Origin of the sequence: Vreelandella zhaodongensis, from assembly GCF_013415115.1 — a bacterium.
GTDB lineage: Bacteria > Pseudomonadota > Gammaproteobacteria > Pseudomonadales > Halomonadaceae > Vreelandella > Vreelandella zhaodongensis.
In genome coordinates this window covers 84,536-101,593 of sequence record NZ_JACCDD010000001.1, presented here as the reverse complement: position 1 = coordinate 101,593, position 17,058 = coordinate 84,536, and the positions used below count along the sequence as shown (strand labels likewise).

General features: G+C 45.6%; 12 protein-coding genes. All 12 read right to left on the bottom strand.

Going from position 1 to position 17,058, the window contains the following annotated elements:
• Positions 1 to 69: 69 nt before the first annotated feature.
• The 12 genes from HZS79_RS00435 to HZS79_RS00380 all read right to left on the bottom strand — a co-directional run bounded on the left by HZS79_RS00435 (position 70) and on the right by HZS79_RS00380 (position 17,042).
• Positions 70 to 1,596 (bottom strand): glycosyltransferase family 4 protein, encoded by a 1,527-nt coding sequence (locus HZS79_RS00435; RefSeq protein WP_179926781.1) that lies wholly within the window; start codon positions 1,594 to 1,596, stop codon positions 70 to 72.
• Positions 1,593 to 3,518 (bottom strand): glycosyltransferase family 2 protein, encoded by a 1,926-nt coding sequence (locus HZS79_RS00430; protein WP_179926780.1) that lies wholly within the window; start codon positions 3,516 to 3,518, stop codon positions 1,593 to 1,595. Before HZS79_RS00430 ends, HZS79_RS00435 begins: the two co-directional genes overlap by 4 nt.
• A 180-nt stretch (positions 3,519 to 3,698) precedes the next feature.
• Positions 3,699 to 5,066: an acylphosphatase gene (locus HZS79_RS00425; RefSeq protein WP_179926779.1), complete on the bottom strand. Its 1,368-nt coding sequence runs from the start codon at positions 5,064 to 5,066 to the stop codon at positions 3,699 to 3,701.
• A gap of 32 nt (positions 5,067 to 5,098) precedes the next feature.
• Positions 5,099 to 5,998, bottom strand: coding sequence for an ATP-grasp fold amidoligase family protein (locus HZS79_RS00420; protein WP_179926778.1), 900 nt, complete (start codon positions 5,996 to 5,998; stop codon positions 5,099 to 5,101).
• Positions 5,999 to 6,271: 273 nt separating this feature from the next.
• Entirely contained in the window at positions 6,272 to 7,672 is a 1,401-nt protein-coding gene (locus tag HZS79_RS00415; protein WP_179926777.1) for a hypothetical protein, read from the bottom strand.
• Positions 7,673 to 7,680: 8 nt separating this feature from the next.
• Positions 7,681 to 8,712, bottom strand: a complete 1,032-nt coding sequence (locus HZS79_RS00410) for a CapA family protein (RefSeq protein WP_179926776.1) — start codon at positions 8,710 to 8,712, stop codon at positions 7,681 to 7,683.
• A 184-nt stretch (positions 8,713 to 8,896) separates the two neighbouring features.
• Positions 8,897 to 10,309, bottom strand: a complete 1,413-nt coding sequence (locus HZS79_RS00405) for an ATP-binding protein (protein WP_179926775.1) — start codon at positions 10,307 to 10,309, stop codon at positions 8,897 to 8,899.
• 98 nt (positions 10,310 to 10,407) lie between these two features.
• A complete protein-coding gene (locus tag HZS79_RS00400) occupies positions 10,408 to 11,547 on the bottom strand; it encodes an ATP-grasp domain-containing protein (protein ID WP_179926774.1) in 1,140 nt (379 codons plus the stop codon).
• 23 nt (positions 11,548 to 11,570) lie between these two features.
• Positions 11,571 to 13,490 (bottom strand): ATP-grasp domain-containing protein, encoded by a 1,920-nt coding sequence (locus tag HZS79_RS00395; protein WP_179926773.1) that lies wholly within the window; start codon positions 13,488 to 13,490, stop codon positions 11,571 to 11,573.
• A gap of 80 nt (positions 13,491 to 13,570) precedes the next feature.
• Positions 13,571 to 14,770: a sugar-transfer associated ATP-grasp domain-containing protein gene (locus HZS79_RS00390; protein ID WP_179926772.1), complete on the bottom strand. Its 1,200-nt coding sequence runs from the start codon at positions 14,768 to 14,770 to the stop codon at positions 13,571 to 13,573.
• On the bottom strand, positions 14,767 to 15,984 hold the full coding sequence (locus HZS79_RS00385) for a hypothetical protein (protein ID WP_179926771.1): 1,218 nt from the start codon (positions 15,982 to 15,984) through the stop codon (positions 14,767 to 14,769). Before HZS79_RS00385 ends, HZS79_RS00390 begins: the two co-directional genes overlap by 4 nt.
• Before the next feature lie 2 nt (positions 15,985 to 15,986).
• Complete coding sequence (locus HZS79_RS00380; RefSeq protein ID WP_179926770.1) at positions 15,987 to 17,042, bottom strand: sugar-transfer associated ATP-grasp domain-containing protein; 1,056 nt, start codon at positions 17,040 to 17,042, stop codon at positions 15,987 to 15,989.
• Between the last annotated feature and the right edge of the window lie 16 nt (positions 17,043 to 17,058).

Below are 17,058 nucleotides of genomic sequence, written 5' to 3'. Positions count from 1 at the left end.
TTTTCAACGCCTCAGCTGGTCGCGCTGGGCACCGCCAGTTGTTAATCACCAACCGCCATGGCAAGTCATTCAGGGGCGGGAAACGGCGCCGTTAATAAAAAGAGCGCGTAATGCCTGAGCCATGGCTGCTTGATGCGCCTTGGCACCAAATAAATCGTTAGCATGTTGGCGGCCAGCACGCCCCATAGAAGCAAGCAACGCGGGGTCATGGGCCAAGACTTCAATCCACTGGGCCACCCGATGCACATCACCCAGGGGGGCTAAAAACCCAGTCTTTCCATGCGCGACCAGTTCAGGTAGCGCCCCCCACTCATAGGCCACCACCGGCCTTGCAGCAGCCATTGCCTCTAATACAGTACGGCCAAAAGACTCCTGGAATCGGGAGAGGTTCACCACAACATCAAGATTCGCCAGCGCCTCTTTTGGGTCGTGCACATAACCTTTATGGAACACATTACTCTTATTACCTGATGCCTTATCCACGTCACGCTGCTGATCAAGCAAGGCATCTAACTCTGGGGTATTTGCCCCATACAAACAGCACTCCACTGCAACGCCCTTACGTGCCAAGACATCAGCAAGTGCCACAAAATCTTCCAACCCTTTTTTGTAGATCAGGCTTCCCAGCAACCCAACCCGTAGTGGCCGATGCATATCCGGTTGGCACTCAGGAACCGTCTTCCAAACAGATAGTTCTATCATGTTTGGCACAACCCTGACTGGAACGCCCGGCTGTTCAAACGCCCCAGCCGTACACTGAGAATTCACAATTAACAGATCGGAATGGGCAACCGCATGAGCCACCACCCCTTCTGCCGAACTGTTTAACGCATCGCAAAGACCAGGATCATGTGCAGGTAGCTCACGAACGTGGGTTAGCACTGGCAAGCCTAACCGCTTAGCCACCACCGAAGGTGCTTGCAGCGTTAGCGTATTCATATAAACCCCGTTTACACCCGCCGCTTCGAGCAGCGACTGCATAGCGGCCAGCGTGTCAGGGTGGTCAGCTTCCCCCTCTCGCCACCAACCATACGGCATAACGCAAACCGAACGGCTGATCTGCCGCAACGCGTCTAGGTAGCTTGGGTTGCTAGCATTGGGTACCACCACCACCGTCGCAACGCCTAGTGCTTCCAGGGTACGCAACGCATCCAACAAACTACGTTCCGCGCCATATAAACGTGGGCTCACACTATGGGCAAACACCGCTAAACAAAGCTGTCCCTTGGAAGCTGCTTGCACGCCGCGACCTGCAAAACAGGGCAATGGGCTTAGCCCACGCCAACGGCCCCACCACCAGTAATGGATAACGGCCTGGGAAGACTCCCATGCCTGATTCCCGATATAACGAACCCCATAACCGCTGATACTGATGCGCGGCGAAAGCTCGCGACCTTCAACAAGGCCATATAACAAGCAGTGGGCAAAGGCATTCCCCCCGCCAGCCGCCACATCGGGGTAATGCTGCAAATACCACTGTTCGTTAAACAAGCGGGCTACTGCCCAACACAAAAAAGGGTAGCGCCAGCCATGCTGTCGCCACCCCTTCTTATGCTGCGCCCACGTCAAGCTTCTAACCGCCTGCCATGCCGTCATAACACCACTCGGCCACCGCCCACCAAATACGCCTTCAGCGATTCTGTTTGAGCGGCCGGAATCGGCTTACCAGTAAGATCACGCACACTTTCTCGCATGGTAAGCTGCGGCACGCTATCTGGCCAGCTAACCGCAGGCCCAAGCGATTGAACACGCACTTCACCGCAGCGCAACGTGATACCGCCATGAGCAACGGCAATGCCTTCTTCGTGGCACAGCTCCCACATATCATCCGCCAGCCAGCGGGTATTAAAATCTTCTGGCCTACTCCAAGGGCAAACCACAACGCAGTAGCCTTCTTGGCGCAGCCGTAACAATGTAGTCAGTAACTGCAAAAGCTTAGGGTTACGTGCTGACACATCCGCCACGATAGCAATGTCATAATCCATGCAGGGCCGTGGGTGGTTACCAAGAGGCGTCGGGAAAAGCCGCCGCTGCCCCTGGTTAGACATCACCGGCACCACTTGGCGCTTACGCCACCACGCTGCTGCTTGATGATATAAGTGCCTCACACCGCAGTGAATGGTGCGCACATGGGTTGCTTTGCGCTGGGTTAATGAAGCAGCCTGCACTAACGAAAATGCCAAGGGCACATCGGCAGCCACTTTAAATAATGCATCAACGCCATAATGCTTCTGCAACCGCTCAACAAACTCATTATCCGCCGCTACCGCGACTTCATCCCACAACCCCAAGGTGTCAAATACCTCTCGACGAACCATGACAGACGCAGGGTTAGGCTCCAACCAATCGGTACACAAATGCCATGGCCCTAACGGCCGTAAGTGCTCATCTACCCGCACCCAAAACGACTGGGTGGCCATCGCATTGGCACGCTGAATGAGCGCCAACACTTGGCGCTCAATCTTTTGCGGGTGCGACCAGTCATCACTGTCATGCACGGTAACAAATGCGCCCCTGGCAGCTTTTACACCGGTATTTCTAGCGCTGTAAGCCCCTTGGTTTTTCTCATGCCGAATCAACGTAAGTTTAGGTTCTAACCGCGCCCGCTTTTCTACCCGCTTAGCCGTGCCATCGGTACTGGCATCATCTACCACAATAATTTCAATATTGGGCCAGCTCTGTGCCAGCAGCGACTTCAACGCCACCGTAATCGTATTTTCAGCGTTATAGGCAGGCACCACCACCGAGACCAGCGGCATACGCCGACGCACCTTGGTACGCACGCGGCGTGTTTTTAACTGCCCTAGCCCTCTTCTCGATTCCACCGGCAACAGGGGTACCAGCTTACGTTTGGCTAACCACTGGTTTAGGGGCGCTAAGCGCTGCTCTAAAGGCAGATCAACCGACGCTAGCTGCAGCATCGCTTTATCCAACCCTTTGGTAGCAAAGGAGTGCTTCTTGCGCAGTGCTGCTAGGCCTGTCTGCTCATCCAAGCGTACATAACATTTCAACAGCGCATGAGGTACCGCTGGCTGGTACCGCCCAGCATCCCCTTCGGCTAACGTTTGTAAATAGTGAAGCGCCTGCTCATAACGCGACTGGCCATAGTACCAACCAGCCAAATACCAAAGCGCTGCTGATTGCCCCTGAGCAGCTAACGTCTGCAATTTAGGAATCGCCACACCGGCGTGGCCATGCCAAGCTTGGTGATGCAACCAAACCGCTTGCTCCTGGAACAGAGGGAAATCGCTGATGTGCCCCTCTGGGGAAGGTAGGCGCCCTTCGTGAATACCATGACGCAAAAAGTGCAGTAGCGGGTTAACCTTGGCCCGCTCAATATCCGCGTAGCGGCTGGTATACCACCGGGTATCAAACCGTGGGCTAGGCGTTAACCCTTTTCGCCACCCCAAGCGCAGGAAATGCAGCTGTGGCCTTACCCACAGCCACCGCTGCCAAGCCGACAGTTGCGATTGATAATAGCGCCGTTCGAACTCGCCATGCTGTTCTAGTAAACGCATATCGTTGCGCTCTTTGGCACTAGTAAAGGGTAAAAGCGCTTTTAAATAAGAAATAATGGCCACTATTAATCAACGACTCTCGGGGTAAATGAGCATCACACCGACCAAGATGCCAAAGGAACCTCTGGTTCATGGATGCGTGTGCATCGTAAATAGTCAGAGGTTCTATTGCAGCATGGACTAGCGTGTTTTCATTACTATAAAACCGGGATGTGTAAGTTCACGGCTATGCTGAGCGATGGAAACCTTTGCCACCGAGGCCGCCTTAGGGCCAAAGTGCAACTTACCTAGCAGTTGCTCCACTTTTGCGCGGTCTCCCTTCAACACGGCCTGCACTGTGCCATCCTTACGATTACGCACCCACCCCTGCACATTAAGCGCCGCGGCTTCACGGCGTAACCATTTACGGAACCCCACCCCTTGCACTTTGCCTTCAATCGAAACAAGGCGCTGGCAGAGCTCAGGCAACGACGCATGAATAGGCGCAATAGAAAACTGCCCCCCGAGTGCCTTCTGCTTTTCATAAGCACGCCGCCAAAGCGGCGTAGCTAAATCCCTAGGCGCACCCCGCATAGGGAAGTGATGGCCACCAATGCCAGGGCCAGTATTCACCTCAATAATGTACGCCGCCGGTGCAGACTCAGTGGATGTATCTACAATGACGTCGACCCCCGCCCAATCCAAACCGGGAATGGCCGCAACGGCCTCTATAGCCGCTTTTTTCGCTATGTCAGGAACACTGTCAGTAGCATCAAATGAATCAGCCCCTAACGAAATATTCGCTTCATGACGAAGTACTACTTCCTGCCCTTCAGCCGGAATGCTATCCCAAGCCAACCCTTGCTTGGCTAAGTTTTGCTCAACGACATCGTCTTTGGGGATTAGGCTGGTCATTAAACGAGGGTTTAGGGCGCGAAGCTCATTTTTAGCATCGACCAACTCACTCACCGACAAGGAGCCATCACCCAGCACATGTGCGGGGGTTTTACCCAGCACGGAAAGCACCTCATCACCCAATACAAAAAAACGGTACTCGGTACCTTTAACCTGTTCTTCTACCAACACACCGATGGATGATTTAGCTTGTTCGTAAGCTTTTGTAATATCCTCTTTGCTCTCAAGCCCTATCGCTACTCCACGCCCGCGGGTGCCTTTAATCGGCTTAACCACTACGGCACCACCTACCTTGGCAGCGAACTTCACAGCGCCTTGTGCACTGTAAACTACGCTATAGCGTGGTTTGGGCACATTGGCTCTATCTAAAAAGCGATGGGTAAACAGCTTGTGGGTGGCAATTTTGGCCCCTACCGCAGCTTCATTGGCACGCACATCCCAGAAAAGTACCTGCACATCGTTCAATGTTGCCAGAAAGATAGCGCGGCTAAACCAGGTAATATCAGCTCCTTCACTTTCAGCTGCTCTGGCAATTAGCCATGGCCCAAGTAAATGGGCTTCATGGGCATTACGAGCTAAATCACTAAACTCGTCAGAATAAACATTAAGTAACACTTCAGGATTATAGCAGGGCAATACAACGGAGTTTGTCATTCAAAACACTCTTTATTAGTGTGTCTTCTAGCCTAAAAACCAGCTGCCCCATTGTCTAGTTCAAACATTGCACCCAGGTAAAGATCTGCTTGTTCACCAAAGGCGTGGTAAGTACCGGGTACCGGCGTGAGCTCTCCCAACACCGGCCCCTGGCGTGCTTCATACAAATCCACTCGGCAAAACGGAGTAGGCAACACCGCTGAAACCTGCTCCGCTACCCGTAACAGCGCTTGGGGATCGCGCGGGGGGAGCAAGGCCGAATCGATCGCCTCAGCATACTTACCTGTTTCAACAGGGTGCCAATCACGGTCGTACCAACGATAATACTGCCCTTCTGGCTGACGGGCTACCTGTAGGATTAAACCCACACGGCCACGGAACGCATAAAACTTAAAATCATCAACCGGGCGAAGCAACCCCGCAGGGGGTAGCAATAGCTCTTCCAACTGCCAGTGGTTAGGGAACTGGTGGTCGCGCATTTCCTGATAAAGCCGCTCAAGAATATCCACCAAACGCAAGCGGCAGCGCAATTGCAAGCATTCGAAGGTGATCTCATCCACCCGTTTTAACGAAAGCACCCCACGGGAACTATGGGCTTCTTTTGGCTTGATCACACACGCATCGACGCCTTCCAACACATCGCGCAGTTGTTGTAGTGAAAAGTCATCTTTTAAGATCTTCGCAGTAGGCACCCCAAGCACATGCATTTGGCTTGCCACCCAACCACGATTCCCCGCCAGCTCAGCAAAACTGGTAACCCCGGGCTGCTGCTCTTCCCGCTGGTAGCGACGCACCAGCACATCCATCGCAGAGCGAAATGAAGGCGGCGCAGGCAAGGTTCCTTTACGGGCAGGGTGAGAAGCCTGCATCCAGGCAAGCCCTTTGGGATCTTGAAGAAATCTACAAAAGGAGGGAAGAGAGGATTCACTCATTGAAAATGACCATGTGAGTACTAATCAAACTACTAACTGCATAGTAGCAAAGCTATTACAACAGCTAGATGAAATCGTCGCAACGATATAACAACTAGCTAAAACATAACATTAGTCATTTTGATGGGGGCCCTATTACGCGAACTATCTAGCCCCCAAGGCAGACAACTAAGTTAATGAAAACCAGCATTGGAGCTAAAATAAATATTCATGTCAGACCGGTTGAGATTGAGTTTCACAATTTAATTTTTCATCACTCACTGAGCTTTAAAATTAACTCAAATTAATAAAGAAACCACTCTTAACCAGCCCAACCCACCTCTTGGTGAACATTAAATTAACCTCGGACAAACTATCAAAAAATTTACCGAAGAAAGATTCCACTTCTTTAACATCACCAGAAACCATAAGTTGAAAATCATTATCTTTTTTGCTTATAAAACCATCAACATTGTGATCCTTTAGCAAAACCGAAATTTTCTTTTTTAACAAAACATCTGATGTCGAAAACACACAGTAGCTTCTCTTTATCTTTTTTAGATTAGCAAGAGAAGGCTTCCTGAGAACGATCTTCTCAACAGAGTGAGACATGAAAGCCTTACTTAGGGAACTAGTATCGAATACGAGCTTAGAGTCAAATTTATTCTTTATATAAGGAGAATTAGGGAAGCATGTATCAACGATAGCCCTCGCTAAATCTTTCCCCTCTCCTTCACTAGGATAAATATTAACACCAATTTGGGATTGAGCATTCAACTCAATAATATGGCATGAATTAGTAGCCTCATCATACATGACATCAACACCGCAATATGCAAGATCTGGAATGCATGAAACCGCACGAACAGCAGCATCCTTTGCAAATTCTGGTATTGAATCGGTAACATCTATAACATCTGCACCAGCAGAAGCGTTTGCTTTACCTCTTAGCCTTAACTTTTCGCCTTGCAAAATAACTGAAGACATAGTAAAACCATTTTTTTCTACATACCTATTAACCTCTTCATCTTTTTTTATTAAGCCAGTCGATAAAAAGGGATTGAGCTTTCGCTCAGCATTTTTCTGATCTATTAGTTCTGAAATAGTAGACTTGCCATCTCCAACCACATTTGCAGGCACTCTTTTTACAACTGAAGCAACTCTACCTGCTATTACAAAAGCTCTAAAATCATCTCCCCACACTTGCTTTTCTAAAACCAACTTTTTAAATCCAAGCTTATTATGGACATAATCAAATGCTTCAGCTAAGCTTTCCGACCCGGAAATATCGGTAACAACACCATTACCCAAAGATCCATCAAGAGGCTTTAAAACAACAGGAAAACCAATTTCAGAGGCAAATTTTTCGATATCTTTAAGATTACAACTTTCAAATAGCTTACCTGCTGGAGTCGGAACACCAGCAGCTTGAAGATACTCTCTAGTCAGCTGTTTATTCTTAGTGATGACAATAGCTTTATTCTTGGTCAAAGATGACCTCGAACGAATAAATCTAACTTCAGTATTGTTATCGCTAATTGAGTACCTTTTAAAAGATGCATCTTCAAGCTTAACGGTAAGCCCTCTTCTCCATGCTTCTAAAGCGATTAAAAAACCACACAGCTTATAACCAAAACCTTGCTTTACTATTTTTGGGCTAACATGTATTGGATATACTGCTTTTTCGCTTGCCATATAATCACCTAATATACTGTTATACTTGAATTAAATTTAGTAAAGTTTGATTTCAACTTGTCGTGTATAGATTTGGCGTTGTGAACCCTTCCACGCCCAGTCCGCAAAATCTCATTTTGATCGGCTAAATCGGATAATTTCTTTAAACTAAGGTCTCCAAAAACATCGACATAGGTAAACTCTATCGACTCATTCTCGACAACACACTCGTTATCCACTTTTCTCAAATCAAAAGAAAAACATCCTCCGATTTGGCGATATAAGCCACCTTGACCACTAAAGAAATTTCCCAAAGAATAAGCCACTAAAACTTGCTTACCCATGGAGTTTTCAATCCATTCTGTGGGTTGTAAAACATGTGGATGATGACCAATAATAACATCAACACTGGTCTCTGCTAGGGTTATAACCACCTCACGCTGAAATGAGTTTGGTAGGCGATGGTATTCTTCTCCGAAATGAAGCGATAATATAACAGCATCGGCATGTGCTTTTGCTTCCTTAATATCTCTTTTTATTTTTGTCAATCGATGGTTCATACGCATCGCGTAACTTTCACCTTTAAAATAATTAATATTTAATTCATTAATTGTCTTAATAGGTAATTTCGAACCATCTGTATAAGATATGAAAGCAACCTTAATGCCATTGCTTTCAATCACTTTATACGTTGTTGAGTCGTCGACTTCGCAACCAACATACTCAAGGTTTCTCTGTTTCAAATTAGATATGTAACTAGATAAAGCATCTTGCCCAAAATCGAGCATATGATTATTCGCGACATTAACTATATCTACGCCCATATATACTAGATAGTCTAATATTTGAGTTGGCGAGTTAAATTTTGGATATGAGCTTATGGGATAATTTGAACCCGCAGCTATACTTTCTTGATTGACTATCGAGATATCAAAATTTTTAAAAAGTGCCTCAGCTAAACCCATTTTAGCTGAAAAATCATAATCATCTCCACTTTTGCAGGAACGTATTACATTACCGTGAAGTAAGATATCTCCTACCGCTCCAACTTTACATATCATAAACACTCCCAGTTTCCGAAGAAAAAAATACTAAATAAAGATTGAAAGCACATGGAGCTTTTAGCTTCAACTTTATCACTCAGATATACAAAAGAGGCTTGCTAAATATTTAAGCCCCATATAGAAAACACTTCAATTAAAAAATTATGGTGGGCATAAGCCCACCACAAATACTTAAAAAACATTAGGAGGAGAATCTAAACCCTTTAGTAACTAACCCTACCCACTTTTTGGAGGTACCACATTTTGTCTGAAGTATTTCACAAACCCCAGCTAAAAACTCTTTCTCTTTAGACTTATTTACAGAAACCATCATTGAGAACGTATCATCTTTGTCTTTCCTGATGAAGCCATCCACCTTTAACTCCTTAGATAGCTTGTAAATTCTTGCTTCTGCTATGCGACTAATACTGCACCCCTTTTCAAACTTATAAAAATTACTTATTAGTGAGTTTTTGTTGATATTCTGTCTAGCTATTGGCGCAAGTTTGACAGATTTAGCCACACCAAGTTTAATGGGATGAAGTGCCAAATCCAAATCAAATATATATTTCGGATTAGACTTTTCATGTACTATCGGTGCTTCAGGAAAATAATAATCAATAATGGCTTTTGGAATGTTTCTTCCTACACCTTCTGTAGGGTACATATTCACGCCTATTTGCGCCCTAGAATTCATTTCTATAATTGCATGGCGCTTAGTTGCTTCGTCATACAGTACATCAACACCACAGTATTCCAGCCCCGGAATAGAAGAAATAGCCTTAGCAGCAGATTCTTTAACTATTTCAGGAAGTGTATCAGTTACATCTATAACGTCTCCCCCAGCTGAAGCATTTGCTTTCCCTCTTAAAAACAAAACCTTGCCGTTTTCAAGTATACTATCTAAGGTGTAGCCAGAGGCTGCAATTTTAGCTAACACTTCTTTATCTTTCTTAATAAGCCCCTTAGATAAGAAAGGGTTTTTCTTTCTATCCTTATTTTTCAGAGAAATGAGTTGTTCAATCGAGTGAGATCCATCTCCAACTACGTTTGCAGGAATTCGTTTAACTGCGGCCACAACTTTACCGCCAACAACGAAGGCCCTGTAATCATCTCCCTCAACGTGCTTTTCAACTACAATTTCCTTAACTTTTAAATCATTGGCTAAATGCTTGAAAATATCGACCAAATCTTTTTGATTCTGTATCGCAGTAAAAACGCCTCTCCCCAGAGAACCACTCAGGGGCTTTATTACAACGGGATAACCTATTTCTTCAGCATAATCAATAACATCTTTGTCACCGCTTGAAGCTGGAAAAAGCTTCCCAGGAGGAACTTCAACGCCTGCTGTTAGCATCAACTTACGGGCTACTTGTTTATCTTTAATAAAAGATACCGCTTCATTGGTCGTTAAAGAACACTTCGACCGATTAAAAACAATAGACTTCTTCCTGCTTTCTATCAAATACCTATCATATTCAGAATCTAAAATTGTAACACTAAGACCGCGCCTCCAAGCTTCTAGCGAAATAGCATAACTACACAGCTTATTTCCAAAAGCTTTTGAAACCACTTTTTCAGAAAAACTTTCCGGCCACTCTCTTGCTAATAACATTCCAAGCACCTCACCTATAAAATATCAGCTTAAATTATAAAAAATAAAAAGAGTTTAGCTTGGCTAATATAAGCACTATCTCACACGACTACTCATTATCAACCAAATAGAAACTTTTTCTTAATCGATTTTTTTCGTTCAACCGTCAAACTTGAAATATGATGGCCATAGAACACTTTTTCGATAAACAATGCGGAAAGAATCGCTTCACTTTTAAGTGAGACAGCAACCATACCCGCTACATCATCAATTGATAAAACGGATAATTTAGCCCCTAGCTCAGCTGCCGTTGCTGTTAATGAAGAAACAAAGTCAGTAGAACTTGTAATTCCATAAAAACTAAAATTATAAGTACCTCTTGTTTTTTTGCTTCTAAGCTTTAAACCAGCCATATTCACTTCGCTAAGAAGCAAATTTGAAAAAACCTTATCGCAAACAGATAATCGGTTCTGGCAAGCGTCTGGAATAATAAACCTCTCAGAAAGCTCAACCACATAAGTCCCCCCAGACATATCACTAACAATATCAACCGTACCATTAGCCAAGCCAGAAATAACACTAACCGCTTGCTCTGCGATGTGTTTCACTTTTTCAGGAGGTTCAACCTCATATTTAACATTACTCTCTTTTTGTAAAGTTAAAACATGCTTCCCATTAACAACATAAGATCTGTAGTGTTCTCCTTGGAGTTGTTTCTCTATTAGAAACCTAGCTTTATCAGATTTTGTGCGTGTTCCATCCTCATCCATTTCAGCAGATGAAAGATTAATGGTTTGTGCATAAGATGCCGGCTCATGTTCTGCAGTAGTAGGCAAGTGTGCTTTAACTTTCGCTATGGCCTCCACCAACTCTTCAGGATTATTAACATTATAAACTGCGAATGCAGGATTCTCGCCAAACACCTCCTTAACAACAACAGGGTAACCTATTTTTTTAGCGTACTTAATAGGATCTTTCTTCGCAAAGTAAGAGAATGTAGCACCTACAGGAACTGGCACTTTCTTCCTTTGATGGATTGCTCTACGAAATCGTTTTTGAAGCACGAAGGTTATAGTCGATAACCGTGTACTTAGTGCAACACTGTGTACAAATGCTGTCTTTTCTTTTTGATCTTCACCTTCAATCAAAAAAAGCTGCCCAGGCATAACTTTGACTTTCGCACCAAAAAGTAAAGCTTGGCAAAGAACATTAAACCCATCAAAATTTTCGCTTCGTACATCACTTATTTGAGTGTTCATATTCTATCCCTTGAATATAATAATTAAGCAATCAGGCGGGTTTTAACTGAGTATGGCCTTGAAGACCTAGGCCCAACGACTAGCCTTGTTGCCATCATAGCCACCACCTTCACACTGCCTTCTAGCTCTATGTGAACTTTTGGGCTGTTTAACTCTTTTACTTTAAGATCCACACCTAATTGTTTAGCCGATCTGTAGGCCCAACGGGCATATTCTTTTTTATCTATAGAGCCTTTTACTTCACAAACCACTTTGCAGTGCCCTTCATTAAATACCTTTGGAATATCAATACCAAAGTCTTCGGCCACCGTCGTAAATATTGATTTAACAACCTCACGCGGCTTGCCAAACATGGGGTACTCACAGTTACCAATCGCTGCTTTCGCATTCAACTCAATAATAGCAGCCGACTGAGAGGCAATGTCTTTTGTATGATCTTCAATTAAAATATCAACCCCGCAATATCGTAATCCAGGAATTGCTTCTGTCGCTTTTACTGCAGCTTCTTTAATTGAGGGATGTAATTCGTCTAAAACATCTACGGAATCTGCACCTTGTGAAAGGTTACAGCTTGTTCCAAATACCACGTGCTCATTCAGTTCTGGAACACGTAAAAGGTCTACGGAAAAATCATTGATATTGCCGAAAGCACTATCTTCTTCGATGAATGCAGAGCGCTCAATAAAGTGGGGGTTCTTCATTCTCCATGCATGCTTTGCAAGCATTAGCTCTGCTGTGCTGTGAACACCATCACCTGTTACAGAAGCTAGCTCGCGACAGAGCGCTCCTTTCACTTCATTGCCGACGACTACAATACGGTAATCTTTTCCTTTGATATATTTTTCAACAATGAAATCACTGTCTTTATAAACACTACGCTCTAGAGTTTTTATAGCGGCTAACAGCTCTTCTTTTTTCTTTATATTAACTACTACCCCTTCTCCCTTAGAGCCATTCAGAGGTTTACATACAACGGGGTAACCAATTAACTCTGCATATTCTAATGCAGATGTAATATCTTTTGGTTCAAAAGCACGTCCTGCAGGTACCGGTAAACTCTGCTCATTTAGAATTTGCCGTGTTGCTTCCTTATCAACACAAAATGCATGTGAAACAATGCTCGAAAGCTGGGATGTGCTCCAACTATAAAGCATATTATTCCGATGCTTATCTTCTGCAATAAGGCTAAACTTACTCAATCTTGTAGCGGAAAGCCCGTAGCCAAGAGCATAATAATAAAAGAGAAAACCCTTTGTGCCATTCTTCTTAAGAAGCTTTAGCTCTTTAAAATCAGAATACTCTACTATTTCTTTTCCATAAATAAATGGTTTAGCTGGAAGGGGGTAAGCTGTATAGTCTTCAATTCTGTTAAACACTTCAGATAAAAAGAACCTCCTTGAAACCTGCTCTCCATCTACGTAACACTCTTCCACAGAATCAGAGTTTCGAGTTTCATTCGATACGAAACGAATAAGATCGTTGATCGCTAGCCTAAACGGCCTAAGCCTTGCTTTAGCCCTTTCCATTAACAACAAATGATCAACATCATTTTCGTTATCCAATAACTCTGAACTGCTTTTTAACTCATCACTGTTCTCATTAACCGCATTTAAGCAAGCGTCATCTCGTAACAAGTACAGCGCTTTCCTTACATCTTTGACGTTAAGGCTATTCAGCTCAACCTCACCTGGAAAGTCTTCAAGCGCACATTCAGACATATTTTTATTTAGTAATGGCACACGACCAACTTTGCTCATTATATAGCCATGCCGAACAACACTTACTCTTTTACTTCCGACAGATGCGTTGATAGCCACTGAATATGTTGGAAGCTTTTTTTCTTTAGAGTACTTTTGTTTTTTATAGACAAAAAGCTCACACCCTTCAATATTCAACTTATCACCAGATAAACTATCTTCAACAACGTCGTTCGGCTTTAACATAATATTCACTCTTAACCCCGCTGGCTATTATTTGGATTCTTGCTAAGTCTTGCTTAAAGTCTACGCAGAGCCATAGCATATTACTTAGCTAAAAGTCCTTTTTCTTTAAGAAACCTTACATACCCTATATCAATCAGGAGAGGTTCATGCATCTGGAATAATCTTACTTGGCTATAGCTATTTCCCTCTAACACTACAAAATCGTCATCTTGAAGTATTAAGTCGAAGCCACAGTACTTCAGGTACGGCAGCTTATTGAACAAGGTTAGCAGTTTATTTTTATGTTCTTGCCAGTTAGGAATATAAGCACCTGTGATCTTTTCGCCAGTATCTGGGTGCGTTGCCCACCGCTGGCCAGTAAATCGGCCAGCCGCTGCCACTGCGTGGCCTAACTCCCCTGTTTCTTTGTTCACTTCTATGCTTAGCCCACCTAACGAGAAGTTGTCAATGGGATAAGATTCACTATTACCTACTCTTAATACAGCGCGTACTAAATAAGGCTCGCCCGTTGTTGCATCACGAACCACTAACGCACGCACAGTATTTACGGTGAGTGGGTACATTCGTTTGGAAAATTCGCCTTGTTGTACATATTCATTAATAATGAACGGTACCCGCTGGCGACTGAACACTTCCCCTAGCGCTTCAGTTTTAACACTAAAGCGCGGGTTGGTGGCATCGTTGGTTTCTACCACGGCATGGCGTTTGTCTATACGAATAAAATAAACACTTCCACCGCCTCCCCCTCCCAAGGGTTTGGCCACCAGCATCAGTGGGCCCGCCTGGCCAGCTTCTATTTGTTGCCATAGGTCGGTGTGGGGGATAACTCTTCCCTGCCGACATACCGCAACCGTGCGTGGCACATTGCAATATTGACCGAACACTTGGTCAAACAGTATTTTGTTGTTAAAAACAACGCTATACGGACCATTGACTAGGCGAGTAAGCCACCGCTGAACATCGCTTAGGTAAGTATCGATGTTGTCGCGATTGAGCCCATATAGCCTTGCCTTTTCCGGTAGAAAGCCGCGTTCATAAAAAAACCGAGCCTCTTCTTCGCTTAAGGTGTCCAGGTCTGGGTCGGCGTGAAAATCTAATGTGAAGCGTTTTAGTAGCCCGAGCTGATCGGTTTCCTGCAGGCTTTCCATCAACTGTTTGTGGTGATCTTTCGGTAGCTCGTTTTCAGCTGCACCTTTATGCTCGCCCACTTCCGTTTCCTGACAGCCTGTCGGGGTCTTTTCGGCCTGCTGGGTGGCATTGTCGATCGTCTCAGGGGTCATATTCCAAACTCACGCATGAAGTCGATGGCTGTTTGGTTTTGCATTAACGGGCCGTGTACTTGAAAGTCTTCTACTGTAGGGGTCGCTGCTAGGCGAATCAGCATCGGGGTGGGCGTCGAAATATCAATATCTAATTGAACAAAGGAGTAAAGCGACTCTTTTTGAATGGGAAAAATAATGTCTTTACTGGCTTGCTGCCAGGCGGCTTTGTAGCGATATTTTTCCCAGGGGACAGGCTTTCTAGGGCCTACAACGGTTCCACTACTGTTAAACCGCGCTACGCTTCGGGTGCGGCCACTGTTGGGTGATAGCTGCATGCTTAACGCCATGCCCACGGTAGCGGCCGTCGCTTTTTTGGTAGCCACCACCGAGAGTGGCACCAACCCAGCACCGGCAGGATCCATCATTAAGATGACTTTAAGAACCGGCCCTGTGGGCTGCGCTTTCTTAGTCACCGTGGGGTTGGCAACCATCGGTACACGATGGTTATAGAGCTGCCATTGGAGCTCTGTGTTTTCCAGCAACGGCTGCATTGGCCCATTGGTTTGAGCCAGCAGGCTGGCTTGCAGGTCGCTGATATAGGCATCTACCCGTGTATCTGGAAGCTTATAAAGCCGTTTGCGGTTAGGCAGAAAGCCGCGGTTATGTAGGTACTCTGCTTCCTGCTGGGCAAGGCTTCCCTGCTGCGCTCGAAAGGTTTGGCTAAACTCACGCCAAATTTGTACGCCTTCACTGTGCTCTAGCCGTTTTATGCGGCCAACGTGGCTTAAGTCTGCGCTTCTACGTGTTTTATAAATAACACGATGGTTTGCGCCTCCTTGTTTGTGCATTATGCTTTGCACGCCGCCTAGAAAAGGCGTTGGCCTACGGTCTTCTTGACGGCCATGGCGTAGGTAGTGCAGTAGCGGGTTTATAGAGGCATTACGTACGTCGTCGTACTCTTCCAGATACCACTGGGTATGAAACCCTGGCCCTGGGTTGTGTCCTTGCTGTATTCCGCTCGCTAGGTAATAACCCAGTGGATCTTTCACAGCCCGTGGCTCGTTAAGTAGCTCTGGGTAGTTAGCAAGATACCACTCTGAATGAAAGTAACCGCTCTGTTCTATTTCTGCCCGAATTTTGGCCTCTTGATAGCCCAACCGCCTTTTTAGGCGCCATTCAAGCGTCTTAAATAGCGTTGACATATATTGTGTTGGCACGAGCTGCGCTGGCATAACTAGCCACTCACCTTATTCAAGTGATTGGCAATACCGGGGTGCTCAAGTAGCGGTTGGTGCATTTGGTGTGCTGCCATAACGTCGGTGTTGGTTCCAAAAAACGATACGCCGGTTTCGGTAACGACAAAGCTTAGACTGCAAACGTGCAAATATGATGATTCATCAAAGAAGCGTAGCAGTGCTTTTCTTATCGCTTCCCAATTAGGTAAGTGCTCACCTACAAGGGTTTGGGCGGTGTCTGGGTGCTGTAAATAAGTGTCTATCACACCCTGTTGGTTAAGCCCACGGCATGCTGTTATTAGACCGGTTTGAGGATTGATACTGGCACTGAGCGCGCCTTCTTCTACCCGTGCCGGAGTGTTCGACTGGTTTGCCTTACTGCCCACCGTTAAGCTAGCCGCGGCTATTTCAGGTAGCCCTTCATCGGGCTCACGTACCAATAATACATGAAGCAGGTGGTAGCCTTCGGGACTTACCTTGGTCAGCCAGCTGTGCTGTACCGGCGCTGTGGAAATAATCAACGCCTCACTCTGCTCTTCGGCTTCTTCGACCAGCTGATTAATCAATGTTTTTTGAAACGCCAGCGAGTCTCTGTTCTCCGCCAGCTGTATCTTGCGGTACTGCGTGTGGTCATCGGGTGCCAGAGAGTGCACCTGCACCATGCTAGGGGCAGAGCTTTCAGTGGTCCACCACGGTGATTCTATCCACTGGGCTCCATTTTTGGAGATGATGCAGATGTTCTTTTCAACATCGAAGTAGTTAGCCATTACATGGCTACACAACACTCGGTCTGATAAGACGGTCTGGTATTTTTGATTAATTGATTGCAGCCTAAGTGACTGGTAATCGCTCAGGTAGGCATTAAGGTCGTTTTCAGCTAGGTCGTACAGAGTAGCTCGGCTTCTGTAGAACCCGCTGTGAAATAGCTGGCGGCTTTGCTCTTCTTTTATGGTGGGCGCACTCTCTTCCCAGAACCGGAGCGTAAAGTCTTTCCAGGCTTGTAGGGATGCGATGTCGTCAGCGTGCGCGATGCTTTCTTTATGTGTTGAGAACATAGTGTTAAATAGCCAC

Coding starts and splice junctions, on each gene's coding strand:
- HZS79_RS00385 (WP_179926771.1), bottom strand. CDS start 15,984: ATGCCAGCGCAGCTCGTGCCAACACAATATATGTCAACGCTATTTAAG.
- HZS79_RS00435 (WP_179926781.1), bottom strand. CDS start 1,596: ATGACGGCATGGCAGGCGGTTAGAAGCTTGACGTGGGCGCAGCATAAG.
- HZS79_RS00400 (WP_179926774.1), bottom strand. CDS start 11,547: ATGAACACTCAAATAAGTGATGTACGAAGCGAAAATTTTGATGGGTTT.
- HZS79_RS00390 (WP_179926772.1), bottom strand. CDS start 14,770: ATGACCCCTGAGACGATCGACAATGCCACCCAGCAGGCCGAAAAGACC.
- HZS79_RS00425 (WP_179926779.1), bottom strand. CDS start 5,066: ATGACAAACTCCGTTGTATTGCCCTGCTATAATCCTGAAGTGTTACTT.
- HZS79_RS00430 (WP_179926780.1), bottom strand. CDS start 3,518: ATGCGTTTACTAGAACAGCATGGCGAGTTCGAACGGCGCTATTATCAA.
- HZS79_RS00395 (WP_179926773.1), bottom strand. CDS start 13,490: ATGTTAAAGCCGAACGACGTTGTTGAAGATAGTTTATCTGGTGATAAG.
- HZS79_RS00410 (WP_179926776.1), bottom strand. CDS start 8,712: ATGATATGTAAAGTTGGAGCGGTAGGAGATATCTTACTTCACGGTAAT.
- HZS79_RS00380 (WP_179926770.1), bottom strand. CDS start 17,042: ATGTTCTCAACACATAAAGAAAGCATCGCGCACGCTGACGACATCGCA.
- HZS79_RS00415 (WP_179926777.1), bottom strand. CDS start 7,672: ATGGCAAGCGAAAAAGCAGTATATCCAATACATGTTAGCCCAAAAATA.
- HZS79_RS00405 (WP_179926775.1), bottom strand. CDS start 10,309: ATGTTATTAGCAAGAGAGTGGCCGGAAAGTTTTTCTGAAAAAGTGGTT.
- HZS79_RS00420 (WP_179926778.1), bottom strand. CDS start 5,998: ATGAGTGAATCCTCTCTTCCCTCCTTTTGTAGATTTCTTCAAGATCCC.